The 25,150-nt window shown below is 40.1% G+C and carries 25 protein-coding genes; 8 read left to right on the forward strand and 17 right to left on the reverse strand.

What is annotated here, in order from left to right; translation table 11 throughout:
• Positions 1 to 253 precede the first annotated feature (253 nt).
• The 3 genes from HMPREF0848_RS07090 to HMPREF0848_RS07100 all read left to right on the forward strand — a co-directional run bounded on the left by HMPREF0848_RS07090 (position 254) and on the right by HMPREF0848_RS07100 (position 2,935).
• On the forward strand, positions 254 to 1,198 hold the full coding sequence (locus HMPREF0848_RS07090) for a magnesium transporter CorA family protein (RefSeq protein ID WP_008535602.1): 945 nt from the start codon (positions 254 to 256) through the stop codon (positions 1,196 to 1,198).
• A gap of 69 nt (positions 1,199 to 1,267) precedes the next feature.
• On the forward strand, positions 1,268 to 1,939 hold the full coding sequence (locus HMPREF0848_RS07095; RefSeq protein ID WP_002889271.1) for a DUF1129 domain-containing protein: 672 nt from the start codon (positions 1,268 to 1,270) through the stop codon (positions 1,937 to 1,939).
• A gap of 111 nt (positions 1,940 to 2,050) precedes the next feature.
• Positions 2,051 to 2,935, forward strand: a complete 885-nt coding sequence (locus HMPREF0848_RS07100) for a DUF4300 family protein (RefSeq protein WP_008535604.1) — start codon at positions 2,051 to 2,053, stop codon at positions 2,933 to 2,935.
• 155 nt (positions 2,936 to 3,090) lie between these two features.
• On the opposite strand, the gene rpsR is transcribed toward HMPREF0848_RS07100, so the two are convergent.
• From rpsR to rpsF, 3 genes are read right to left on the reverse strand one after another with little or no spacing between them, the layout of a single operon-like run.
• Positions 3,091 to 3,330 (reverse strand): 30S ribosomal protein S18, encoded by a 240-nt coding sequence (gene rpsR, locus HMPREF0848_RS07105; RefSeq protein ID WP_000068664.1) that lies wholly within the window; start codon positions 3,328 to 3,330, stop codon positions 3,091 to 3,093.
• A gap of 41 nt (positions 3,331 to 3,371) precedes the next feature.
• Positions 3,372 to 3,890 (reverse strand): single-stranded DNA-binding protein, encoded by a 519-nt coding sequence (locus tag HMPREF0848_RS07110; protein ID WP_002889274.1) that lies wholly within the window; start codon positions 3,888 to 3,890, stop codon positions 3,372 to 3,374.
• Positions 3,891 to 3,911: 21 nt separating this feature from the next.
• Positions 3,912 to 4,202, reverse strand: a complete 291-nt coding sequence (gene rpsF, locus HMPREF0848_RS07115; protein ID WP_002884188.1) for a 30S ribosomal protein S6 — start codon at positions 4,200 to 4,202, stop codon at positions 3,912 to 3,914.
• Between the two features lie 1,148 nt (positions 4,203 to 5,350).
• On the opposite strand from rpsF, the gene mutY reads away from it, so the two are divergent.
• A complete protein-coding gene (mutY, locus tag HMPREF0848_RS07120) occupies positions 5,351 to 6,502 on the forward strand; it encodes an A/G-specific adenine glycosylase (protein ID WP_008535605.1) in 1,152 nt (383 codons plus the stop codon).
• 21 nt (positions 6,503 to 6,523) lie between these two features.
• Here the strand turns inward: mutY and HMPREF0848_RS10945 are convergent, their stop codons facing one another.
• The 10 genes from HMPREF0848_RS10945 to HMPREF0848_RS10260 form a co-directional block, all read right to left on the reverse strand.
• Positions 6,524 to 6,652 carry a hypothetical protein gene (locus HMPREF0848_RS10945; protein WP_021152579.1) on the reverse strand — a complete coding sequence of 43 codons (129 nt, stop codon included), beginning with the start codon at positions 6,650 to 6,652 and terminating at the stop codon, positions 6,524 to 6,526.
• A gap of 147 nt (positions 6,653 to 6,799) precedes the next feature.
• On the reverse strand, positions 6,800 to 7,900 hold the full coding sequence (locus HMPREF0848_RS07125) for a DUF6287 domain-containing protein (protein WP_008535606.1): 1,101 nt from the start codon (positions 7,898 to 7,900) through the stop codon (positions 6,800 to 6,802).
• A gap of 424 nt (positions 7,901 to 8,324) precedes the next feature.
• Entirely contained in the window at positions 8,325 to 10,964 is a 2,640-nt protein-coding gene (polA, locus tag HMPREF0848_RS07130; protein WP_008535607.1) for a DNA polymerase I, read from the reverse strand.
• 103 nt (positions 10,965 to 11,067) lie between these two features.
• Positions 11,068 to 11,661: a histidine phosphatase family protein gene (locus HMPREF0848_RS07135; RefSeq protein WP_037609080.1), complete on the reverse strand. Its 594-nt coding sequence runs from the start codon at positions 11,659 to 11,661 to the stop codon at positions 11,068 to 11,070.
• A gap of 4 nt (positions 11,662 to 11,665) precedes the next feature.
• Positions 11,666 to 12,034 (reverse strand): carboxymuconolactone decarboxylase family protein, encoded by a 369-nt coding sequence (locus tag HMPREF0848_RS07140; RefSeq protein ID WP_008535609.1) that lies wholly within the window; start codon positions 12,032 to 12,034, stop codon positions 11,666 to 11,668.
• The gene (locus HMPREF0848_RS07145) at positions 12,034 to 12,705 is read right to left on the reverse strand and encodes an HAD family hydrolase (protein ID WP_008535610.1); all 672 of its coding nucleotides are present in this window, start codon (positions 12,703 to 12,705) and stop codon (positions 12,034 to 12,036) included. The genes HMPREF0848_RS07140 and HMPREF0848_RS07145 overlap by 1 nt, the downstream gene beginning before the upstream one ends.
• An 11-nt stretch (positions 12,706 to 12,716) precedes the next feature.
• Complete coding sequence (locus HMPREF0848_RS07150) at positions 12,717 to 13,154, reverse strand: RrF2 family transcriptional regulator (RefSeq protein ID WP_008535612.1); 438 nt, start codon at positions 13,152 to 13,154, stop codon at positions 12,717 to 12,719.
• Between the two features lie 68 nt (positions 13,155 to 13,222).
• Positions 13,223 to 14,200 (reverse strand): NAD(P)-dependent alcohol dehydrogenase, encoded by a 978-nt coding sequence (locus HMPREF0848_RS07155; RefSeq protein ID WP_008535613.1) that lies wholly within the window; start codon positions 14,198 to 14,200, stop codon positions 13,223 to 13,225.
• Positions 14,197 to 15,567: an MFS transporter gene (locus tag HMPREF0848_RS07160; protein WP_008535615.1), complete on the reverse strand. Its 1,371-nt coding sequence runs from the start codon at positions 15,565 to 15,567 to the stop codon at positions 14,197 to 14,199. The genes HMPREF0848_RS07155 and HMPREF0848_RS07160 overlap by 4 nt, the downstream gene beginning before the upstream one ends.
• On the reverse strand, positions 15,560 to 16,210 hold the full coding sequence (locus HMPREF0848_RS10260; protein ID WP_008535616.1) for an AfsA-related hotdog domain-containing protein: 651 nt from the start codon (positions 16,208 to 16,210) through the stop codon (positions 15,560 to 15,562). Before HMPREF0848_RS10260 ends, HMPREF0848_RS07160 begins: the two co-directional genes overlap by 8 nt.
• Before the next feature lie 149 nt (positions 16,211 to 16,359).
• On the opposite strand from HMPREF0848_RS10260, the gene HMPREF0848_RS07170 reads away from it, so the two are divergent.
• Positions 16,360 to 18,708 (forward strand): endonuclease MutS2, encoded by a 2,349-nt coding sequence (locus HMPREF0848_RS07170; protein WP_008535617.1) that lies wholly within the window; start codon positions 16,360 to 16,362, stop codon positions 18,706 to 18,708.
• A gap of 101 nt (positions 18,709 to 18,809) precedes the next feature.
• On the opposite strand, the gene HMPREF0848_RS07175 is transcribed toward HMPREF0848_RS07170, so the two are convergent.
• Together HMPREF0848_RS07175 and HMPREF0848_RS07180 are read right to left on the reverse strand one after the other, a co-directional pair.
• Positions 18,810 to 19,352 carry a CvpA family protein gene (locus tag HMPREF0848_RS07175; protein ID WP_008535618.1) on the reverse strand — a complete coding sequence of 181 codons (543 nt, stop codon included), beginning with the start codon at positions 19,350 to 19,352 and terminating at the stop codon, positions 18,810 to 18,812.
• Entirely contained in the window at positions 19,349 to 19,660 is a 312-nt protein-coding gene (locus tag HMPREF0848_RS07180) for a hypothetical protein (protein ID WP_002889294.1), read from the reverse strand. Before HMPREF0848_RS07180 ends, HMPREF0848_RS07175 begins: the two co-directional genes overlap by 4 nt.
• 319 nt (positions 19,661 to 19,979) lie before the next feature.
• On the opposite strand from HMPREF0848_RS07180, the gene rnhC reads away from it, so the two are divergent.
• The 3 genes from rnhC (at position 19,980) to recD2 (ending at position 24,087) form a co-directional block, all read left to right on the forward strand.
• Complete coding sequence (gene rnhC, locus HMPREF0848_RS07185) at positions 19,980 to 20,870, forward strand: ribonuclease HIII (protein ID WP_008535619.1); 891 nt, start codon at positions 19,980 to 19,982, stop codon at positions 20,868 to 20,870.
• Positions 20,871 to 20,888: 18 nt separating this feature from the next.
• Complete coding sequence (gene lepB / locus HMPREF0848_RS07190; RefSeq protein WP_008535620.1) at positions 20,889 to 21,521, forward strand: signal peptidase I; 633 nt, start codon at positions 20,889 to 20,891, stop codon at positions 21,519 to 21,521.
• A 61-nt stretch (positions 21,522 to 21,582) separates the two neighbouring features.
• Positions 21,583 to 24,087 carry an SF1B family DNA helicase RecD2 gene (recD2, locus tag HMPREF0848_RS07195; protein WP_008535621.1) on the forward strand — a complete coding sequence of 835 codons (2,505 nt, stop codon included), beginning with the start codon at positions 21,583 to 21,585 and terminating at the stop codon, positions 24,085 to 24,087.
• Between the two features lie 54 nt (positions 24,088 to 24,141).
• On the opposite strand, the gene HMPREF0848_RS07200 is transcribed toward recD2, so the two are convergent.
• Entirely contained in the window at positions 24,142 to 24,471 is a 330-nt protein-coding gene (locus HMPREF0848_RS07200) for an AzlD domain-containing protein (protein WP_008535622.1), read from the reverse strand.
• Entirely contained in the window at positions 24,455 to 25,147 is a 693-nt protein-coding gene (locus HMPREF0848_RS07205; protein WP_037609083.1) for an AzlC family ABC transporter permease, read from the reverse strand. Before HMPREF0848_RS07205 ends, HMPREF0848_RS07200 begins: the two co-directional genes overlap by 17 nt.
• Positions 25,148 to 25,150 lie beyond the last annotated feature (3 nt).

Consider the following 25,150-nt stretch of genomic DNA (forward strand, 5'->3'; position numbering starts at 1 on the left):
CGGATGGAAACGCCATCCCGACTTTCTCTCATATTATAACAAAATTTCAATTTATCCAGCCCAAAAATGTTTCAAATGTAGTATAATGGTTGAGTATGTAAAATAGGCAAAGAACGTCGTCTCTAGGCCTCAATTGACATCACTAAAAAGCTAAGTGCTGCTGATTTATCTGACTTTTTCTGGTCCAAGGAAGGACCAGACATTTTGAGATAAACATGCCAACACTTAACGAATGACAAAGGAGGGGTTCCCATTGAAACAAATGTTCTTATCCACTGGAAAAGAATTCAAAGAAATTGAGACATTCGAGCCGGGTGCTTGGATTCATTTGGTAAACCCTTCCCAGGAAGAGGCCATGAAGGTCGCTGAACGATTTGACATTGATATCCAAGACCTCCGCGCCCCTCTGGACGTAGAAGAAACATCACGTATTGATGTCGAAGACGACTATACCTTGATTCTGGTCGACGTTCCAACCCAGGAAGAGCGTAATAACAAAAGCTACTACGTCACCATTCCCTTGGGTATCATCGTTACGGATGAAGTTGTTGTTACCACCTGTCTCGAGGACATCAGTCTCATGGATAATTTCCTCAATCACCGTGTGCGCAACTTCTACACCTTCATGAAGACACGCTTCGTCTTTCAGATTCTTTACCGCAATGCCCAACTTTACCTAACTGCCCTACGTTCTATCGACCGTCAGAGCGATAAATTGGAAGCTCAATTGGAAAATGCGACAAAGAACGAGCATCTGATTGACATGATGGAATTGGAAAAATCCATTGTCTATCTAAAAGCCTCACTTAAGATGAATGAACGAATTGTCAAAAAGCTAACAGGTAACGCCTCTAGCTTGAAAAAATACATCGAGGACGAAGACCTCTTGGAAGACACCTTGGTCGAAACCCAACAGGCCATTGAGATGGCAGGCATCTATGAAAATGTCTTGAATGCCATGGCCGAAACTTCTGCCTCTATCATCGGTAATAACCAGAACACTATCATGAAAACACTGGCTCTTATGACGATGGCCCTGGACATCCCAACCGTTATCTTCTCCGCTTACGGTATGAACTTTAAAAACAATTCTATGCCCCTAAACGATTTAGATAACGCCTTTTGGGTCATCTTCTTCATGGCAGCCCTCGGGTCATCCTGCGTTGTTGTCTACTTTATCAGGAAAAAATGGTTCTAACATAGAACCTCTTCTTTTCCCTAAACTGCTAAACTAAAAAATTAATACTATTTATCGAAAGGTCATCTCATGGACATCCAAAAACTCACCAAGAAAAACCAAGAATTCATCCACATCGCAACCAATCAGCTTATCAAAGACGGTAAGTCAGACCAAGAAATCAAAGACATCCTTGGCAATGTCATTCCTGAACTCCTTGAAAATCAGAAAAAAGGAATCACAGGACGCAGTCTCCTTGGTGCTCCAACGGTCTGGGCAGCTAGTTTCTCTCCTGAAAAACATCCACAACCTAACTCAGACAAGACCAGCAAAGAAGTCCCAGAAACAGACAAAACACCTTGGAAGATGTGGCTTGATACCTCACTTTTCCTTCTCGCCATTGTTGCCATCATGAATGCAGTCTTTGGTTTTTCTGGTACGCAAACAAGCTACGGCCTCACAACTCTTCTATCCGTATCATTCATCGGTGGTCTAGCTATGTATACCCCTTACCACTATATTTACCGCCACAGTAACAAACCAAAAGAAGAACGTCCAAAATGGTGGTTCAGCATGACCATCATCACACTTTCTTTCATCGCATGGTTTGCTCTCTTCAGCCTTACGGCACTTCTTCCTAGCTATCTCAATCCAGGACTGTCACCAATTGTCGTTCTCATCATTGGTATTGTCGCAGGTGTTGCTAAATATTTCTTCAAACGTCGCTACAACGTACAAAGCACTTACGCACCTGCATCTTAAGCAGTATTTAAGCACCCTGAGGGGTGTCTTTTTGTACCAGAAATCTTGACACAGTTGGCTCTTCTATACTAAAATATTAAAGCTAACAGACAAAAGAAAGAACCCCAATAAATGCGTATCAAATTCCCCCTACTTATCATCGCTTGTTGCCTATTACTGACGGCTTGTAGCCACAAGCACAAGACTACTCTAAAAAACTATCAAGCTTACTATAGCTTCAATAACGTAACTACTTCATCTCAGGAAAAGCAACTAGTCAAAGACTTAAGAAGCAAAGGTATTCCCACAAAAAACTGGGATACTCTAGAACCTTATATCAGCCACTACAACCAGGAAAACACAGGCATTCAACCAGTTGTCAAAAAATGGACGCAAAGTAAAATTGGCAAGGATAAGAATCAGTTTGTCACCTCCCTAGATGAGAAAATAGTTGAAGACAATAAGTCTCACTTCACCGATGACTTAAACTACCGACAAGCATCCTTTCTTCTCCTCCATAGCCTCCTGACTAGCTCAAGCGATCTTACTAAACGAGATCTCCCCCTGCAAAATGAGTACTTGAATTTAAAATCTCACCACAAGGAGTTAACTGCCAAGGACCAAGCCCTCTATAGTCTCCTATTTGGGGATAACCCCAACTACCAATCTACAGATGAACTCCTCAAAGCCTGGAAAAAAGCTGGACTCAAGTTTCCAGAAAAGGTTAAACTCCTATCAGTCTTTCAAAATAGCTCCGATAATGTTAGCAATATCTATACTGCTATAGCTTATGAGAAAGACGGTAACGTTTATGTCTTTGAAAAACAAGATCCCACACTTCCTTACCGCTGGAGTCGCTTCAACACCTGGGCAGACATCAAAACACACTGGTTGTCTAACCGTTTCAAGGTCTTCAAAGATAACCTTGATATCCTCGTTAACGACCAGAAATTTGATGATTTCTTAAAAGACTCTGTCCTCATACCCAAAAACAACCAACTAGCTTTTCAAGAGTAATTGAAAAGACCAGTTGGTTTTTCTTTATTTCCATACAGCTAAGAAGGCTTAAAAATTGAATAAAATGAAACTTTTCGAGCCATAACATCTCGAAATCATGAAGTGATTACCTAAATTCAGCCATAAAAAAATGCTCTCAAGCGAGAGCATTATGTTTAGTCTTCGTTTACGAAAGGCATAAGTGCCATAACACGAGCGCGTTTAATCGCTGTTGTTACTTTACGTTGGTTTTTAGCTGAAGTTCCTGTTACACGACGTGGAAGAATTTTACCACGTTCTGAAACGAAACGGCTAAGAAGCTCAGTATCTTTGTAATCAACATATTCGATTTTGTTAGCTGCGATGTAATCAACTTTTTTACGGCGTTTGAATCCGCCACGACGTTGTTGAGCCATGTTTATTTCTCCTTTATATATTTAATTCGTTTTGTCCATCCTTAGAATGGAAGATCGTCATCTGAAATATCCATCGGATTTGAGTTTCCAAATGGACTTTCATCACGACCGAAGTTTGGTGTAGATTGTGCAGGTTGTGATCCACCAAATGAACCACCAGCTGAAGCTCCACCACCGAATGAGTTTGAATTATCAAATCCTCCAGCGTTGTATGAACCACCACTGTGACCTTCACGTGTCGCACGGCTTTCCAACATTTGGAAATTGTCAGCGACAACTTCTGTTACGTAAACACGTTGACCTTGTTGATTTTCATAGTTACGAGTCTGAATACGACCTGTAATGCCAATCAATGCGCCTTTCTTAGCCCAGTTAGCTAAATTTTCAGCTTGCTGGCGCCAGATAACACAGTTAATAAAGTCTGTTTCACGTTCACCATTAGCACCCTTGAAGTTACGGTTAACTGCAAGGCTAAAAGTTGCTACTGCAACATTACTTGGTGTATAACGAAGTTCCGCATCACGGGTCATGCGACCAACGAGTACGACATTATTAATCATAATCTACCTTCATCTACCTTCTTAAGCGTCAAGTTTAACGATCATGTGACGAAGAATGTCACCGTTGATTTTTGAAAGACGGTCAAACTCATTAAGAGCAAAATCGTTATCAGATTCAACGTTAACAACGTGGTAAAGTCCTTCACGGAAATCTTGGATTTCGTATGCAAGACGACGTTTTTCCCAATCTTTTGATTCAACAACAGTTGCACCGTTGTCAGTCAAGATAGAATCGAAACGTGCTACCAAAGCGTTTTTAGCTTCTTCTTCAATGTTTGGACGAATGATATAAAGAATTTCGTATTTAGCCATTGATATTTTCCTCCTCTTTTGGTCTAATGACTCATGGTCTTTCGCCACGAGTAAGTGAGGTGCACTCACAAGATATAATTCTACCAAAGATTAAAGGATAATGCAAGGAAAAAAAGTAAGTAGTATGTGTCCTTTTTTGGGAGAAACTAAAATCACCAAGAGAGTAGGAACACAGCCCCCTTACCTTTCTATCGTATGGCACCTCAAATAACGTTAAAAACTTCCAACAAGCGTCATAAAAAACTGAAATGAGAGCTAACAAAAAGCTCATCCTTACACGCTAGAATGAGCTTTTTAAGAATCTTCTATTGTCATCAGACTATTCCTTTTAGAATTTTTGTAAAAATATTTTTTCATAAGGAGGTGTCACTGTGTGTCACCATTTTTCAATCTAGCAATCATAGATTACCTCCATTAACTTACAAAAGAATTGTAACTAAGTCACGATTTTCTATTACATTGGTACCACTCCTTAAGCTATTTTGTGCAATAACTTGAAGAGTCTCCATTTTTATAACGTCCTAGATTCATCATCATAGCCATCACCCCTGATTCTTATCATCTGGGACCCATCTTCCTATTGACCACTCAATGAGACTTACTTATCGCCGTTCTTATAACGACTCACATCAAACATCAACATAAGCGTCACCTCGGTACTTTGTAACAAGATTTAAGTATTAAATGCTTCCGATAAATTATTCTACTCGCATGGATATCACTTCTTAAGCCATCTTAAACAACAACTTAAGTATCTCCATTTTTATATCTACTAACATTTCTCATGAGCTTTACCTCACTTTTTGACGTTATTTTCTTGAATTTAACTTACGATTTCTGGTGGTATCACTCCCTTGTAGCTATTTTATGCGACTCTCTTAATCTCCGTTCTTGTAACGCCCTACTGTCATACTGCTACACTCCTTAGAGACCAATTATAAAGTTTTTGTTTTGCCTACTGTTTTATTAGAGAGCTCAGTCTCCATTCTTATACCTTGAAATATTGATCGTCACCATGGCTACTACCTCCTTGATGAACCCTTATCTTCCTTACAATTTCATTATAATGTAAACGCTTACTTTTGTCAATCTTTTTACTCGAAAACGCAAGATTTTTTGAAAAAAGATTTCTTTGCTACAATAGAGACATGTTAGATTTAAAAGATTACGGCATCATCATGTGGGATGCTGAGAAGATTGCTTCCTTCCGTCGCACGCTCCTCGACTGGTACGATCGTGAAAAACGTGATTTACCTTGGCGTAGGACCAAAAATCCTTATTATATCTGGGTCAGTGAAATCATGCTACAACAAACCCAGGTACAGACTGTCATTCCTTATTACGAGCGCTTCTTAGACTGGTTTCCATCCGTTAGAGATCTGGCTGCAGCTCAAGAAGAGAAACTCCTCAAGGCCTGGGAAGGATTAGGTTACTACTCACGTGTCCGAAACATGCAAAAGGCTGCCCAGCAAATCATGGAGGATTTTGGCGGCCAATTTCCAGACACCTATGACGATATCTCCAAACTCAAGGGCATCGGCCCTTACACTGCTGGTGCTATTTCTAGCATCGCTTTTGACCTGCCTGAACCTGCTGTAGATGGTAATGTTATGCGGGTTATGGCCCGTCTCTTTGAGGTTAACTATGACATCGGAGATGCCAAAAATCGTAAGATTTTCCAAGCGATTATGGACATTTTGATTGACCCTAACCGACCCGGCGACTTTAATCAGGCCCTTATGGACCTCGGGACCGATATCGAATCAGCTAAAAATCCAAGACCAGACGAAAGCCCTATTCGCTTTTTCTGTGCAGCCTATCTCAACGGAACCTATGACAAATACCCCATCAAATTACCTAAGAAAAAGCCCAAGCCAATGCAAATTCAGGCTTTTGTTATCAGAAATATGAAGGGTGAATTTCTTCTCGAAAAAAATATCGAGGGGCGCCTACTAGGTGGGTTCTGGTCCTTCCCTATCATGGAAACCGACTTTATTGGCCAACAACTCAGTCTTTTTGAAAACGATAATTATGTCCTCGAAACCGTTTCACAAAAAGCTATTTTCGAGGAAAATTATGCCCTCAAACCAGACTGGACAGACAATGGTTTTACACCTGTAAAACACACCTTCAGCCACCAAAAATGGACCATCGAGATGGTGGAAGGTATCGTTACAGACGACAAACTCCCTACCGACAAGGAGTTATGCTGGGTAGCAGCTCAAGACTTCGACCAGTTCCCAATGGCCACTCCACAAAAGAAAATGATTAAAACTTATGAAGACAGCAAAAAAGGATAGCATTGAGTGCTACCCTTTTTCTTATGCGTCAAGTTTAGCGTGCTTACGACCACGCAAGGCAAGGTATACTTTTGAAAGAACTACTCCCGAAAAAATATCAAACAAGTCCAAATAAGTCACATTTTTTGACATCAAAATTGCAATCATCATACGACGCTCCTTTTGATTAAGAACTCCTGTCGCTGTCCTCAGTTATGCTTTTATTATAGGTAAGATAGCCAATAAAAAATAGTGACATAAATGTCACTATGGAGAAAACAAAAAAGCCGAAACGATTAAATTTCAGCTTGTGAATTTTTAGTCTACTTTGTAGAAGAAGTAACTGTCGTCAGTGGTGCCATAAAGTGACTGCCCTACCCAAAGACGCTCCTTGGTCTTATCAGATTGGTCATCAGCTTTCTCATTTGGTGATGATGTTACAGAACCAGTCAAAGACACTCCTTTTGGTAAGAATGCTATTGCTCCTCCGCCAACTCCAACACCAGATTTCGGACCTGTACTCGATTTAAGGTAGCCATCAGTAATTTTACCATATTCAATTGCTACCTTCTCAGTATCACTCACTAACCCATTCTTATCAAAGGTCATTGTATAGCCTTTGCCATTCTTCCAAGTTCCAGCGATACTTGAGAAATCACCATTCTGAATAGCATTGATGTCCATACCAGTCTCTTTGTTAGACTTACTGTCGCTACTACTATCTTTTGTCTCGTCGCTACTTGAGTCGTCAAAGTCATACCAATCTTCGGAAGATAAATCCAAAGTCTGTTCGTTACCTAAGCCAACCTTACTGGCACCATCAGTTGTCTCAGACATACTGAAATCAACCGATTGAAGTTGGTTAAAGACTCCATCCTTGATTTCATAGGTCTCAGCCTTTGCTTCAGGCTTCATTCTATGAAATAACTGACAATAAATAATCCCATTTTTATAAAAACGCAATGTATTCAAGTAACCACCCTTGGCAAAGGTTCCAGCGCTTTTGGCAAATACTGGCTTATCATCATTATCAAGATAATATAGCGCATGAACACTGTCAGGAGTACCAATCAAAAGCTCAGCCGAACCATCATCGTTGATGTCTACATAGCTATATTGGACTTTTTCACCCACTCTATTGGCTTCAAAAATCGTATTAGTTGAATAAGCTTCCTCAGTTGAGAGGTTGCTTGGAACAGCTGATGTATCGCCGTTCAGAGCAATCGGGCGATAGAGATCCAAGACTGAAGCATAGAGATCATCGTAGCTCACTTCCTCGGTTTCGGACGAATCGCCACTCACTTGCTCAGACTTAGAAGCGCTGTCGCCTGAGCCTGAGCCACCCGTATTTGTTGCGTTACAAGCTGTCAGCAAGAATAAACTTGATAGAAGCGCAAATCCTGTTAATTTCTTTTTCATACTATCCTTTCATAAGAAACGACCTAATATAAACATTAAACCATTTAAATTTCTCTGACATTATATTAACAATTGCATAGTTAAAAAGTCAAGTATTTTTTGAAAAATTAATCTAAGTCTATACATCGATAATTGCTTATATAATAAAATCTAGTGTTATTGATACTATTATTCAGTGATTTTATCCTCAGTTAAATTAGAAATCTGATTAAAATATCTAGATATTAGATGGACGTTTCCTTAAAATTACAAGTATCTCTATCAAAAAAAGCCAGACCTCAGTCCAGCTTTCATCTGTCTATTTCTATTTGGTCATAAAGTAGGTGATAATCACCAATACTGCTACAATACCTAGGACAACGGCCAGAAATCCTAGCATGTAACGCAAGAGAAAGTAGGTAAATGGAAAATTTTCTTTCATGTTTTACTTTGCCTCATACCATGTGCGGCCGTCATTCTCATCTGCAATGAGTGGGACAGCGAGTTCTACTGCAGCTTCCATAGTTTCTTTAACCAAGGCTTTCATGGCTACAAGTTCGTCATTTGGCACCTCAAGGACGATTTCATCGTGCACCTGGAGGAGCATCTTAGTTTTATAGCCACCTTCTACCAGAGCCTTGTCTAAGTTAATCATAGCAATCTTGAGGATATCAGCGGCACTTCCTTGAATAGGAGAGTTGATGGCTGTTCGCTCTGCGAAGTTGCGGACATTAAAGTTACGAGAGTTGATATCTGGCAACTCACGACGGCGGTGGAAGAGAGTTTCTACGTAGCCTTTATCCTTGGCCTCACGAACCACATTTTCCATATAGGCCTTAATACCTGGATAGCGCTCAAAGTAGGTGTTGATATACTCCTTAGCCTTTTTACGGCTAATGCCAAGGTTATTAGAAAGTCCGAAGTCAGAAATGCCATAAACGATACCAAAGTTAACAGCCTTGGCGTTACGACGGTCGTTAGGTGTGACATCCTCTGGCTTTTCAATGCCAAAAACACGCATGGCTGTAGAGGTATGGATATCTGCTCCTTCTTTAAATGCAGCAATCAAATGCTCATCTCCCGAAATGTGGGCCAACACGCGCAACTCAATCTGTGAGTAATCCGAGCTTAAAAGCACTGCATCCTCAGTCGATGGGACAAAGGCCTTACGGATGAGACGGCCTTGCTCCAAGCGAACAGGGATATTTTGCAAGTTAGGATCCACTGATGACAAACGACCTGTCTGTGTTAAATCTTGCACATAACGGGTATGGATCTTACCATCCTCAAGGATATAATCCTGAAGCCCCAAGACATAGGTAGACTGAAGCTTGGTGATTTGGCGGTACTCCAAAATCTTAGCTACGATTGGAGCAATTGGTGCCAAACGTTCAAGGACATCCACAGCTGTTGAGTAACCGGTCTTGGTTTTCTTGGTGTACTCTAAAGGCAGTTCCATCTTTTCAAAGAGGATAACACCCAACTGTTTAGGCGAGTTGATATTGAACTCCTCGCCCGCCATTTCGTAGATTTCTTGGGTCAATTTATCGATAACCACTTGGTTTTCCACTGCCATCTCATTAAGGGTTTGTCCCTTGACCTTAATACCGGCGATTTCCATCTTGGCTAACACATTTGCCAGTGGTAATTCCATGTCAAAAAGAAGCTCTGATTGGCTGTGTTCAGCTAGTTTTTCTAGCATGACCGGTTTAGCAACCTGCAGGACCTTGACTTTTTTAGCTAGGTGGCTGAGCAAGACTTCTTTTTCAGGAACCGCACGCTTAGCACCCTTGCCATAGACCACTTCATCTGTTTCTAACGGTAGGTCCGTATAGAGACGGGCAATGGTTGACAATTCATTGTCTTCAACGGTTGAGAGGAGATACTTGGCCAGACGGGCATCAAAATTAGCCGTAGGCAAGTCAATACCTAGATGGCTCAAGAGCACCTTACTACGCTTGAAATCGTAGATATTAACAGCTTTAGAAAGAGCTGTTTGGAAGGCGTCTGATTTGAGTAGGTCAGTATCTGTAGACGCATAAATCTGCTTATCATTACCCCATGCAAAACCGATGATAGGCTCAGTGTGATAATTGTCACCAAGGATTTCAAAATAGAAGAAATCGTCAGGGCTGAAGCGGTCCGCTGTTACTTGGCTAGGCTCTTCATAGGCCACATCAAAATCTTGTGGCACAGCCTCTCCACCAAGGGCATTTTTGAACTGAACAAAGCCCATCTCGTCATAAAAGGCTGCCAATTTTTCAAGGTCAGGTCCCGTAAAGGCCGTATCATCTAGGCCAATTTCAATAGGAGACTGGGTATCAATAGTCGCCAGGGTCTTAGAAAGAAAGGCTTGATCCTTGTCGTTGATGAGATTTTCCTTCATCTTAGACTTCTTCATCTCATCAATATGGTCATAGATACCTTCAAGGGAACCGTGTTCCAAGAGGAGCTTGAGACCAGTCTTTTCACCAATCTTAGTAACTCCTGGAATATTATCGGACTTATCACCCATGAGGGCCTTGAGATCGATGAATTGCGTTGGAGTAATCCCCATTTTCTCCATGAGATATTCAGGGGTGAAGGCCTCAAACTCTGCCACACCCTTTTTAGAAATCTCAACCACGGTATTGACATCAGTCAACTGAATCAAGTCCTTATCCCCAGAGACAATCGTAACTTGATAGTCCTCACTGGTATTTTCAGCCATCTTAGCTAAGGTACCGATAATGTCATCTGCCTCGTACTGAGCCAAGTCATAATAGGCGATGCCACGTGCAGCCAACATCTCACGGATATAAGGGAACTGCTCACGGAATTCCTCTGGGGTCTTGGCACGGCCAGCCTTATAGTCCGCAAACATCTCTGTACGGAAAGTTGTTTTACCAGCATCAAAGGCTACCAAGACATGGGTCGGCTGGATTCGCTCAAGCAGGTTGTCCAACATGAGGTGAAAACCGTAAATGGCATTGGTATGAAGGCCGTTATTGTTACGAAAACGGTCAATTTGATTATAAAGTGCGAAAAAGGCACGAAAGGCAACGGATGAACCGTCGATTAATAGTAATTTTTTCTGATTAGTCATAGGTTTATTATAGCATAGATGGGAGAGATGGATGGTATGAGAGTATTTAAAAAGCACCTAAAATTAGTGCTCTTTAAATGTTATGTGATTGATAAATTTCTGCTTAAAATTTAGATTGTAAATGTAAACAAAAATCCGTTCGGCAATTCTTAAAGTAACCGATACTTTGATTGATTACACTAATAATAGTTAATATAGTAAGACCATGACTGACGATTAGAACTACCTCATTATCCTTGTCATTTTTCTTTAAATCATCTAAAAAAGAGGTAATATTTTGTTGAATTATTTTCCAGCTATTAACAGATTGTCCTTTATTTACTAAATAAATATAGTTAGCAATCTCCTCTAGTTTTATACTTGAACTTGAAATTGACAAAATAGACTCAAACTTTTCTAACACTCTATCCATATCCTGACCGTCAAGTTTTCCAAAATCCCATTCTCTAAGACGATTATCAACAATAGTCTGTGATTTACAAAATAGCTGTTTCTTCAATATCTCCATTGTTTCAATCGCCCTATTTTGATCACTGGTGTAAGTACAACTAATTGATACATTTTTAGAACGTAATTTATCACCAACTAACTTGATTTCTTCTCGTCCTCTCTCAGTCAACCCTTGTAAAGATTGTCCCTGAATCTGATTTTCTCTATTTGCAGCTGTCTCGCCATGACGAACAACAATAACTTCCATATAATTACTCACTAAAAACAGTTTTAGCCACTCCAATCGCATCCAAAACCTTGGGAAAACCAACATTCGGTAGCGTTTGAATAATTACTTCTGCAACATCTTTCTTTGATAGGCCTAATTTCAATAAACTTTTAATATGCATTCTTAACTGACCTTTAGAAGCCCCTATTGCAATTAGTACTGTCAAAGTTATAATTTCTCTTACTTCAAGGTTCAAACCTTCTCGCATATACACTTCTCCAAATGAGAACTCAGTAATATAACGCTCAACATCTGCAAAATCACCATTCAATAAAATTCTAGTTGCCTCAGCATCATTACCAAACAGCCTATCTATAAGAAAACTACCTTCATTTTTTGAGTCGTTAAACATTATTTCTCCCCCCACAAATTGATATCTTCATCTACAAGTCTTAAATAGTCTTCTGTAATTTCTTCTATAGAGGAAACCATATATTTAACACCTGCTTTCTGCATCAATTGTTTTTGGAAGCCCCATTCATGTGAACTTGGTACTCCAATAAATGGAATATCAAATTTTTTTGCTTCCAGTGCAACCTTAGCTACGTCATCAATGAATAAAACATCAGTAAAATCCAAATTATATTTTGAAATAATTTCTTTTAGACCAGGACGAAAATCATTAGTACAGATATACTCTTGAAAATTTGATAAAAAAACTGTAAAACTTGGGTCAATTTCTCCTTCTTCAAGCCCACCATAACATACTAAAGGTATCTCAAGGGCCTTTAACATATTTAAAAATTGGGGAACACCTGAATTGATAGTAGTATTCCTTCCATTCAGATACCGATCTCTTTCTTCAAAATATTCCTGTATCATCATTTCTAAACTACTATCTTTTTCAAAATAGCTTTTTAAAAAAATTGCAGCTTCTTGTCTATTTTGTGAGAAGGTATTTACCTCTAACTCTTGAGAATAAGTTTTATGATATTTTTTAGCCAACCTATACAATATAGGACTAAAAGTATCTTCCAACAAAACACCATCAATGTCTACAGCTATCATTTTTATATTTTTCATTTTTATCCATTCTATGCTTTATAAAGCAAATCTGATATAGTACATGATTTCAACTCTTTAACCATGGCACTTTCAGCATTTGTCAAAATTTCTTGAAAATTATTGAGATATAATTCTACATCGCTACTATTTTCAAATTGAGATAAATCAAAGCTATCATAAAAATTGAAAAGTGGCTTTTTACTTCCCTCAATAGATTGGAAAATATCAAATAAAGTTATGGTTTCAACATCTTTTTGAATAGATAAACCACCTGCTATTCCTGTTTTTGACGAAATAATACCTTCTTTTTTCAATAATGACACCAATCTCTTAACACTAGGAATAGGAATTTCCAATTTCTCTGAAATGACCTGAATTGATAAATATTTCAATTTATCTTCTTTTTGTTTGATACTTAGATATAGTACGATTTCTACCGCTTGAGAAAAGGCCGCTGAATATGACATAGTATACCTCCATTAACCTTATTGATATATTTAAATTATATCAATAAAATATCGATAAATACACTAAATCAGTTCACAGAAATAGCAACTTTCCCTTGAGCATGATTTTTAAGAATATAATCTAATGCCTCTTCAATATTTTCTAAAGTATATATTTTATCAATATATGGAATAATATAAGAATCACTCATAACTCTGATTAATTCACTTAATTCACGTTCACATCGTGAAAGTGCCACTGAGCTAATGCGAAAATCTTTTCTAATTACTTTGCTTAAAAGAAGCCAAGGGATTGTTGAAAACAATTGTTTTACATTTCCCACCACCGTATAAACTCCACCTACTTTTAAACAGTTAGCTATATCCTTAAGTTTGTAGTTACCGTTGATACCAATGATCTTGTCAAAAACTCCCACAGAAGATAATCCCTCTATTGAATTATAATCAAATACTCTATCTGCTCCATATTTATAAGCTAATGGAATATTTCTAGAACTACATATTGCAGTGATTCGACATCCTAGGGCTTTTGCCAATTGCAAAGTTAATAAACCAACCCCTCCACTAGCTCCAATAATAAGGAGACTATCATTTTGTTTGATATCACAAACTAATAAACCTGATATAGCTGCCACACCTGATAACGAAACTACTCCTGCTTCATAAAATGAAAGATATGAAGGTTTCTTCACAACTCTATCTGATTTACATACAGCATACTCTGCCCAACAACCGTATGGAAATACGCCTTCAGACATCCCCATAATGAAGTCGCCCTTTTTAAAATTGGTTACATCAACACCAACAGATTCGACAATTCCTGAAAATTCTCCCCCTAACGGATGACTTTCTCGTCCCTGAAATAGATTAATCAATCTCGCTAAGATAGTTTTTTGCGGTTTATATCTTTCATAATCATTGATATTCAAAGAAGAACATCTAATTCTCACTAAAATTTCATTACTTTTTATTTTAGGTACAGGGGTGGAACAATATTCAAGACAGTATTTTTTTGTAGAAGTCTTTAAATAGTGGACTGATTTCATTTATTTCCTTTTTTCTTAAACAAAAAACCTAGTAAGACACAAGCAAAAACTAAGATTGTAGACAGCTTATAAATTGACGTAAATACTGTTACTTTATCATAAATATGTCCCAACTCCTGTAAATGCCCATTAAAGAGAGACAAGAAAATAGCGAAAGCCAATACCAGTCCTACTTGACGAAAAACAAAGAGAACAGACTGAGATGCGTTCAATAAATTTCCTTCAAAATCACTAGCTCCCAGCACTTGAGAAGGCCCAAGTAATAGCCCATATCCCGCTCCTAAGAACAAGCAAGCCAAATAAAGATGCAACGTACTCGTAGCCGTAATTGTTCCAAAAAGAAGGTAAGAAATACCCATCAGTACAAAACCAAGCATGACAGTGAAACGTGGCCCAATCTTAGATAGAGTCATGGATGCGAGAGGTGAACAAATCGTCAGTGCAATAGATACAATCATAAGTAGCAATGACGAAGCTACCGTCGTATGTCCAAGAACTTGTGAATAATAAGTAGGGAGAACAATAAAGAGCCCTACCTGAAACACTGTTGAACAGACCATTACTAAAGAAGCTGCATTGAAATTGCGAAAACCAAATAATTCCATTGGAATCATAGGTGAGTCAATCTTTCTTTCATACAGAATGAAGAAAATAAGGGTAAGGACTGCAAGTACAAATAAACTGATAATTAGTATACTCAACCAGCCCCAAGTTCGACCTTGAATAAGGGCGAGTGTCAGTGAAAAAAGACCAACCATCGAAATGAACGAACCTATAAGATCATTTTTTTGCTTATTAACCGGTTCATTTTTCAAATCCAGTGCTGTCAGACAAATGGCAATAATGACAATAACAAATGGAATATTAATATAAAATGCCCAGCGCCAATTGAGATACTGCGTCAAGGCACCACCCAAACTAGGTCCTAATGCCCCTGCTAAACCTTGTGTCAATGCCACAGTTGCAACAATAGGAGCTCGCTCCTCCACAGAATCAGCAGTACTATAGGCAATAGCCATCCCCAAAGGTAAGATGATAGCTGCACCTATTGATTGCATAATGCGTCCTACAATTAGTAACTGAATAGAACCTGTGATTCCTGAAACCACTGACCCTATTAAAAAAGCAACACTTGCAATAACAAAAGACCTATGAACCCCATAACGACTAGCAAAGCGGCCTAGAGGAATTGCTAAAGCTGCAAACAGTAAGCTATAAATATTTAGAGCCCAGTTCATGCCAACCATTGTTGTATGAATCGAAGCCTGAATATTTGGCATGGCAACATTCATCACTGTTGTATCAATAAGTGTCAAAAAGACTCCTAGACACATTGCAAACACAATCAATTTTTTCCTATTAAACATCGTCTCTCCTCTTTGTATAAATCATTTGATAAAAGCCAGTCAAGCAAACTACATCGCCCTGAAAGACAACAAATACACAAATTCCTCTTCCTCGTCTTTTATTACCAACTACCGGTAAGACTTGAATTTGCACAGGTTCATTTCTTTTTACAATATTCTTAAACTTCTTGAATTCTTCGATAATATAGTAATCAGAATTTTCACCTAAGAAATTATTTACACAAACCATGCAAGATTGTCTACAAAGCTCTGTTAAGAAAATTGCTTCTACATGTTCTTTATTTAAACGATCAAGATGAATTTCTTCTGTGGAAACAGAATCACCCTCAAAAAAAGATAAACGTGTTTTGTTCGGAACTTTTATCATGTCAATCATTACGTTATTTTGTTTTTCCTTATGAACCTCTTCTTTAGACACCTTGACCTTTGGAAAAACGGATAAATCATCAATTCGGACAGACTCCAAGCATTCCATGAATCTAGTTTGATTCTCAACAATATTTTTAGTCGTCAAGAAATCATTTAATCTCTTTCCATTTGTCAGGTAATCTTGACCTGATACATAGTAAAAAAACAACTCAGAGAAATCATCCTGCTGCTTGCTCATTTCAAAAGAAAAAGCAGACTCAATCATTTGTTTCATTTCCAACTCCTTTCGGATTATTAGTATATATCTTTTATACTAATGTGTCAAATAAAATTTTATGTTTTGTAAAGTTATTATATGTCATTAGAATATCAACATCATTCCACCACCACTCCCCCATATCCAAATATGCTATAATAGAAGCTATGAACACAAAGATTTTAGACCAATTAGAATTTAACAAGGTCAAGGACCAGTTCACAGAATACCTGCAGACTGAACAGGCTCAGGCAGAGTTACGTGACTTGGTGCCTATGACCAATCCAGAAAGAATTCAAAATCAATTTACAGAAATTCAAGAAATGGCTGAGATTTTCGTAGAGCACCATGGCTTTGCCATTGGTAGCTTGCGAGATATTTCTGAGCCCTTGCGTCGCTTAGAGCTAGATGCTGACCTCAACATCCAGGAGCTCATTGCCATCAAGAAGGTGCTGCAAGCTTCTGCTGACCTTGGTCGCTTCTACGCTGACCTTGAAAATGTAGAGCTCATCGCCCTTAAACGTCTTTTTGATAAGATTGAAGCCTTCCCAAGTCTACAAGGCAGTCTTCAGAGCATCAATGACGGTGGTTTTATTGAGCATTTTGCTAGCCCAGAGTTGCAAAATATTCGTCGTCAACTTAAATCTTGCGATGATGCCATTCGCCAGACCTTACAAGACATTCTCAAGAAATCTGGCCACATGTTGGCTGAGAGTTTGATTGCTAGTCGTAACGGTCGTTCGGTGCTTCCTGTCAAAAACACCTACCGTAACCGTATCGCAGGGGTTGTGCATGACATCTCAAGCTCTGGAAACACAGTATATATCGAGCCACGTGCCGTTATCCAGCTTAACGAAGAAATTACACAATTACGTGCAGACGAACGCCACGAGATGGCTCGTATCCTGCATGAACTGTCTGTTCAACTGCGCCCACAAGCTGCTGCTATCGCTAACAACGCTTGGATTTTGGGCCACATGGACTTCATTCGAGGAAAATATCTCTATCTCCATGATAAAAAGGCGGTTATTCCAAAGATTAGTGACAACCAAACACTACAACTGCTTAACGTTCGTCACCCTCTCTTGGTCAATCCAGTAGCCAACGATTTGCGCTTTGATGAGGACCTCACGGCCATTGTCATCACAGGTCCCAATACTGGTGGTAAAACGGTCATGCTTAAAACGCTAGGACTAGCACAACTAATGGCTCAATCTGGTCTGCCAATTTTGGCTGATAAGGGCAGCCGTGTTGCCATTTTCCAAGAGATTTTTGCGGACATCGGAGACGAACAGTCTATCGAACAAAGTTTGTCAACTTTCTCTAGTCACATGACCCACATTGTTGAGATTCTGAATGCTGCCGACAGTAACAGTCTGGTCTTGGTCGATGAGCTTGGGGCTGGTACCGACCCTCAGGAAGGGGCTAGTCTAGCCATGGCAATCTTAGAGCACCTCCGTTTAAGTCAGATTAAGACCATGGCTACCACTCACTATCCTGAACTTAAGGCCTATGGGATTGAGACGCAACATGTGGAAAATGCCAGCATGGAGTTTGACACAGCGACTTTAAGCCCAACCTATCGTTTTATGCAAGGGGTTCCTGGTCGTTCTAATGCCTTTGAAATTGCTCGACGCCTCGGTTTGAATGAGATCATTGTCAAGGAGGCAGAAAACCTCACGGATACTGATAGTGATGTCAACCGTATCATCGAGCAACTTGAAGCCCAAACTGTGGAAACACAAAAACGTCTGGAACACATCAAGGACGTTGAGCAAGAGAACCTTAAATTCAACCGTGCGGTTAAGAAACTCTATAATGAATTCTCCCATGAGTACGACAAGGAACTCGAAAAAGCTCAAAAAGAAATTCAGGATATGATTGATACCGCTTTGGCTGAGAGCGATAGTATTCTCAAAAATCTTCATGATAAGAGTCAACTCAAGCCTCATGAAGTTATCGATGCCAAAGGAAAACTCAAGAAACTTGCCCCACAAGTGGACCTCTCTAAGAATAAGGTCCTTCGTAAGGCCAAGAAAGAAAAGGCTGCGCGTGCTCCTCGTGTTGGAGATGATATCATCGTTACCGCCTATGGTCAACGTGGTACTCTTACCAGTCAGACCAAAAATGGTAACTGGGAAGCTCAAGTAGGTCTCATCAAGATGACACTCAAAGCGGATGAATTCACTCTGGCTCGTGCCCAAGCTGAAGCCCAACAACCTAAGAAGAAACAGATTAACGTGGTTAAAAAAGCCAAGAAGGCATCTGGTGGTCCTCGTGCCCGTCTAGACCTTCGTGGGAAACGTTACGAAGAAGCTATGCAAGAGCTTGATGCCTTTATTGACCAAGCCCTACTTAATAACATGAGTCAGGTGGACATCATCCACGGTATTGGTACAGGTGTCATCCGTGATGCTGTTACCAAATATCTCCGCCGTCATCGCCATGTTAAAAGTTTTGAATATGCCCCACAAAGTGCCGGTGGTTCTGGATGTACCATTGCAACTCTAGGGTAAGCAAATATAAGAAAGACTGAGACACTATGTCCAGTCTTTTTCATACGCTCCAAATCCAGTAACAAAAAAAGGCTCCCTCAATCAAGGAAGACTTCTTTTTTCTATATCACACTGGTCCACAAGTGCTGGATAATTTGACTCACTGGAAAATAGTAATTAATCAAAAAACGTAATACCCAACTTGATGACAGGAGTGTTTGGATGTTGTTCATAGGCACAGTTGCAAGAATGTTACCTAACATGGTCACGGGAACAAGGCTCACCAATGAAGCCAAAACACCACCTACCACTTGGTAACGTCTCTGGTCAAGTCGCTCAATTCTCACAAAATGAAAGAAAATCCCAAGAAAACGCAAACCATAATAAGCCACACAGTAAATGGCGAAATAAGCGACACCAGCATAGTAGACACGGTCAAGTGAAAAAATATTCTGGTCTGTAAAGAAAGCTATGCTAGCATCCCTAGTCGGATTGGTATAAGGTACCCAAAGATTAATAGCCTCGCCTAGCGGTTGATAAAAATAAGCAGCCACACCCATGGCGATAATGACTGAAACCACATAATAGGCTTGCATAAAGAGACCACGACGGTAGCCAATGTAAAAATTCCAAGCTACAATGGCTAAGACAAGAAGCCCAATCATGCGTCATCCCCATTACGCTTAGCCGTTGCTTTGCCTTTTAGTTGTTCGAGTTGCTTAGCTCTTAGGATTTCCAACTCTTTTTCCATATCTTCCACTTGGATTTCACGTTCTAATTGCGTTGACAATGAATTAATAGCCATTAAAATAGCGATGGTTTCATTGTCAGCCTTTTTCATCTGCTCCTTGATAATATTATATTTTTCATGAGCAACACGCTCTACTTCTTCCATGAATAGATTATCCTTGTCAGTCGTTAGCGTCAGTTTTTTCTCTCCAAAATGAAATTTGTAACGGTTTTTACTTGCCATTTGCTTATTAACTGCCTAATTAATGGTGGTCATAGATTGTCCACCGCAGCTTCTCCTTACTTATTAGTGTAGTAGATTTCTTTCTTACCGAACAAGATTTATACACTTGCCTTGGGGCGTATTTGATACTCAAATGCCAGACATTCTTTTGCAATTTAGAAAAAAAGGCAAAAATCGGCATTCTCTTTTTAATCATTATATCCTAAATTTTAACTTTCGTAAATTTTAGACTTTGCACTTCCCCAGAAAAATCATTTTTCAAGACTTAGTCCCTGTAAAATATCTGCCAATTCTCCTTTTTTGTGCTAAAATAGATTCCATGGGCACAATCGTATTCAAAATGACAGCAAAGCAGATTTCAACACTTCAGAAAGACCTGGCAAGCTATGCGACTGCGACTAACAATCCCTATGCTAGTTTTTCAGCCAAGGTTGATGGTACAAGTGTTATTGCCTATACTTCAGGTAAGGTAACCTTCCAGGGTGCTAAACCAGAGGTTCTAGCTAGCCGTTTTGGCTACCAAGCTGAGCCTAAGCAGTCACCTGAAGGGCAAAATCTAGCCCTAATTGGATCAGACGAAGTGGGAAATGGCTCCTATTTTGGTGGACTAGCGGTCGTAGCTAGTCTAGTGACACCAGCCGACCATGCTTTATTGAAGTCCTTGGGGGTCGATGATTCTAAAAATCTCAATGATAGCAAGATTCGTCAACTTGCCCCGCTCTTGGAGGAGAAGATTCCTCACAAGGCACTACTACTTTCACCCCAGAAGTACAATGAAGTGGTAGGAGACGGCAAGGCACACAATGCTGTATCAGTCAAAGTAGCCCTCCACAATCAAGCTATTTTCCTACTGTTACAAGCAGGAGCTAAACCAGATAAGATTGTCATTGATGCTTTTACCAGTGAGAAAAATTATCAAAAATACCTTAAGAAGGAGCGCAATCGCTTTGACAATCCCATCACCTTAGAAGAGAAAGCTGAAGGCAATTACCTAGCTGTGGCGGTAAGTTCTATCATCGCTCGCAATCTCTTCCTGGAAAATCTGGATAAACTCAGCCAAGAAGTGGGCTATACCCTGCCTTCGGGAGCAGGAACCAAGTCCGATCAGGTCGCTGCCAAGCTCCTACAAGCTTATGGAGATCAGGCTCTCCAAGCAACTGCTAAATATCATTTCGCCAATACTAAAAAAGCCTACCAACGCTTAAAATAATCCTGAAAGGCCTTAACTATGCAAAACAAATGGACCCAATTATTCCTCAAATTCCTTCGTGAATGGGGAGTTTTCATCCTCTTTATCACCTTCTTCCTCTTGACACGTCTTTTCCTCTGGCTCCCTGTCCAAGTCGACGGTCACTCAATGGATCCAACCCTAGCAGATAGACAGCGTGTTATCGTTTTGAAGCACACGTCTATTGAGCGTTTTGACATTGTCGTTGCTAAGGAAGTTGAAGAAGGTAAGACCAAACAAATTGTAAAACGTGTCATTGGGATGCCAGGTGATACCATTACCTATCAAAATGATAAACTTACCGTCAATGGCAAGGAAGTTAAAGAGAAATATCTCAAGGAATTTCAGGCTGCCTTTGCTAAGGACAAATTACAAAAAGAATATGACTACCGCGATTACTTCCAACAGTTAGCCAAGGATGCCAAGGCCTTCACAGTCAATGCTGAGGGCAATACAACCTTCACGGTCACTGTTCCAGAAGGCAAATATTTCCTACTTGGAGACAACCGTATCGTTTCTAAAGATAGCCGTGCAGTTGGTTACTTTGATGAAAGTGCTCTTGTAGGAGAAGTCAAATTCCGCTTCTGGCCACTTTGGCCACTTAATAAAATCGGTGGCGTTGAGGACAACTAATCACACTAAATAAAATAAGGTTGGGGAAACCCAGCCTTATTATGTATCTAGGAAAACACACATGCAAGAATATTATTTTTCAGGAACTATTCAACGTGTCATTTTTGAAAATGCCAGTAATTTCTTTCGTATTCTACTCTTAGAGATTGACGAAACTGACAGTGACTTTGAAGACTTCGAAATTATTGTCACGGGAACCATGGGAGATGTCATGGAGGGGGAAGATTATACCTTCTGGGGTCAGCTAACCAACCACCCAAAATATGGTGAACAGCTACAAATGACTCGCTACGAACGTTCAAAACCTTCTGCCAGTGGGCTTATCAAGTATTTCTCTAGCGACAATTTTAAGGGAATTGGTAAGAAAACAGCTGAGCGCATTGTCGATCTTTATGGAGAAGATCCTATTGACAAAATTCTCAAGGACCCGAGCAAGTTAGAACAGATTCCTAACCTTTCAAAGGTTAACCGAGAAGCCTTCGTTGCAAAGTTAAAAATCAACTATGGAACCGAGCAAATCTTGTCCAAGCTTTCCAGCTATGGACTGACACCAAAGGCTGCTTCACAAATTTTCAATCAGTACAAGGAAGAATCGCTCAGCCTTATCGAAGAACATCCCTATCTCTTAGTAGAGGAAGTTCAAGGAATCGGATTTAAAATGGCAGATCAACTGGCTGAACGTCTGGGAATTGCTAGCGATGCCCCTGAACGTCTACGAGCCGCCCTAATACATTGCCTGCTAGAGGCCTGTATGGAAGAGGGGGATACCTACATCGAAGCCAAAGCTTTGCTTGAAAGGACGATTACCCTTTTGGAGGGTGCCCGCCAGATTGAGCTTGACCCTGCCTTGGTTGCTCACCAATTAACCAACCTCATCCAAGAAGACAAGGTTCAAAATATAGAGACTAAAATCTTTGATAATACCCTATATTTTGCGGAACAGGGCATTTATACCCACCTGAGTCGTATCATGAAAGACCAGCCTGACATCAGTGCTGAAGACAAAATCCTTGCAAGCCTTGAAGAAGTGGAAGAGGACCTTGGTATTACTTATGACAAGGTTCAGAAAGATGCCATTATTAAAGCGCTACAAAGCAAGGTCTTCATCCTGACGGGTGGTCCTGGAACAGGAAAAACAACTGTCATCAACGGAATTATTAAAACCTATGCTGACCTTCATGGTTTAGATCTCAAAAAATCTGATTTACCCATTATTTTAGCAGCACCAACGGGACGGGCTGCGCGTCGGATGAAGGAACTAACCAATCTTCCTAGCGCCACTATCCATAGACATTTAGGCCTCAATAGCGAGGATGATTTCAAGACCTTAGAGGACTACCTTGATTGCGATTTAATTATTATCGACGAGTTCTCTATGGTTGATACTTGGTTGGCCAATCAACTCTTTGAGAGCATTGCGGACTCTACTCAGGTTATCATTGTGGGTGACCAAGACCAGCTACCTTCCGTAGGTCCTGGTCAGGTCTTGGCTAATCTCTTACAAATTAATGAGATTCCTAAGGTTTCGCTGACCAAAATTTTCAGGCAATCCGAAGATTCCACCATCGTTACCTTGGCTAGTCAAATGCGTCAAGGCCAACTACCTGCTGATTTCACAGAGAAAAAGGCAGATCGCTCTTACTTTGAAGCCAATGCCAATCATATTCCACAGATGGTTCCTAAAATTGTCTCAGCCGCTATAAAGAGCGGGATTGCTGCTCAGGATGTGCAGATTCTAGCCCCCATGTACCGAGGCCAGGCTGGTATCAACAATCTCAATACCATTATGCAGGACCTACTCAACCCCCAAGAAAAGGCCAATCAATTTGCCTTTAATGACATATTCTTCCGTAAGAATGACAAGATTCTCCATCTGGTTAATGATACAGAACTCAATGTCTTCAATGGTGATATCGGTATCATTACCGACCTGATTCCCGGTAAATACACTGAAAGCAAGCAGGACGAAATTTACATGTCCTTTGATGGTAATGAGGTTATCTATCCTCGCAACGAATGGCATAAAATTACCCTGGCCTATGCCATGTCAATCCATAAATCCCAAGGAAGTGAGTTCCCTGTCGTTATCCTTCCCATCACACGCCAAAGTGGACGTATGCTACAGCGTAACCTCATCTACACCGCTATCACACGCGCCAAGAGTAAGCTAGTCATATTAGGGGAAATTGCAGCCTTCGATTATGCCGTTCACAACGAAGGCGCCAAACGCAATACCTACCTCATCCAACGATTTGAACAAACTTATACACAAGCTGTGGGTAAGTCTGTCGAAAAGATTGTTAAAAACGAGGCAAAAGACGCCTCCAATCAAACAAAAACGAAAAAGGCTGACCCTTCAGAAACCTTTGAAAATAAAGGATTCTCAGAAGATGTCAATACAGATACAACTCTTATCAACACTTATTCACAAGCTGTGGATAAGTCTGTTAACAAACCTGTGCAAATAGTAGAAAACTATCGTTTAACTGAAGACAATTGGGCCACTATTGACCCAATGATTGGGCTCAGCGAAGATGATATTGCAGCCTTTTTTAACAGCAACTAAAGAAAAAGACTTGGAAAGCGACTCACTGAGAGCAACTCCAAGTCTTTTCATTTACTAAAATACTAATCGTATCAGGGCCATAGACACAATACCGACGATCACAGCATAGAGGAGATTCTTACTCTTAAATGCTACAATTACCGTTGGCACCGTAGCCAGTATTTCCATCCACTTAAACTGCGGCAAGTGACCGATTTTCTCAGTCATGAGGCTTGAGAGAATCAGGGCAAAGAGAATAGAAACTGGCAGATAGTGCAAAAAACGAACAACAATATCTGGTAAGCCCTTGTATTTAACCAAGACAAAGGGAAGAACACGAGGAACCCAGCTGACCACAAACCCAAGTAGAATAGCAATGAGAATAAACTTATTGACGGCCGTCACACATCACCCCCACACTACATCCAATCAAAGTTGCCACTAGGACTGCCAAAGATTCTGACAAGATGATACTAAAGCTCAGATAAGTCACCGCAATAGATAGTAGAATCAAGAGTAGCTTACGCACACCTTCCCCTAACAAGGCATCAATCTGGCTACTTAACAAGCCGATAAACATAGCAATTAAGGCAAAATCCAAGCCAAAAAGCTCAGGATTAGGAATCATTGAACCAATCAAGCAACCAATTACTGATGATACAATCCAAACCAGATAACTGAAAATATTGTTACCATGCATCCAGTTGGCGGAAATATCTTTATGATGCACATATTCTCCCAACAAGACTCCGTAACTTTCATCCGTAATCAGACTACCAATTCCCAGCTGATTCCAGAGACTTGTTTTTGTAAAAATCGTCGTTGCATGTAAACTCATCAACATGTTACGCAAATTAACCAAGAAAACAGTCAAGGTTAACTCACCCAGGCTGGCCCCTGCAACCACTAAGGCACACATGGCAAATTGAGCCGAGCCACCATAGACCAAGGCACACATAAGACCAACTTCAAGAGCTGATAGTCCCGAAGCCGCTGCTACCACACCAAAGGCAAGGCCAATAGCCACATAACCTAGAGCTGTGGGTACTGCGGCTTTCACACCCAAACGAAAGTCAGACACACA

Origin of the sequence: Streptococcus sp. C150 (assembly GCF_000187445.1) — a bacterium.
Taxonomy (GTDB): domain Bacteria; phylum Bacillota; class Bacilli; order Lactobacillales; family Streptococcaceae; genus Streptococcus; species Streptococcus raffinosi.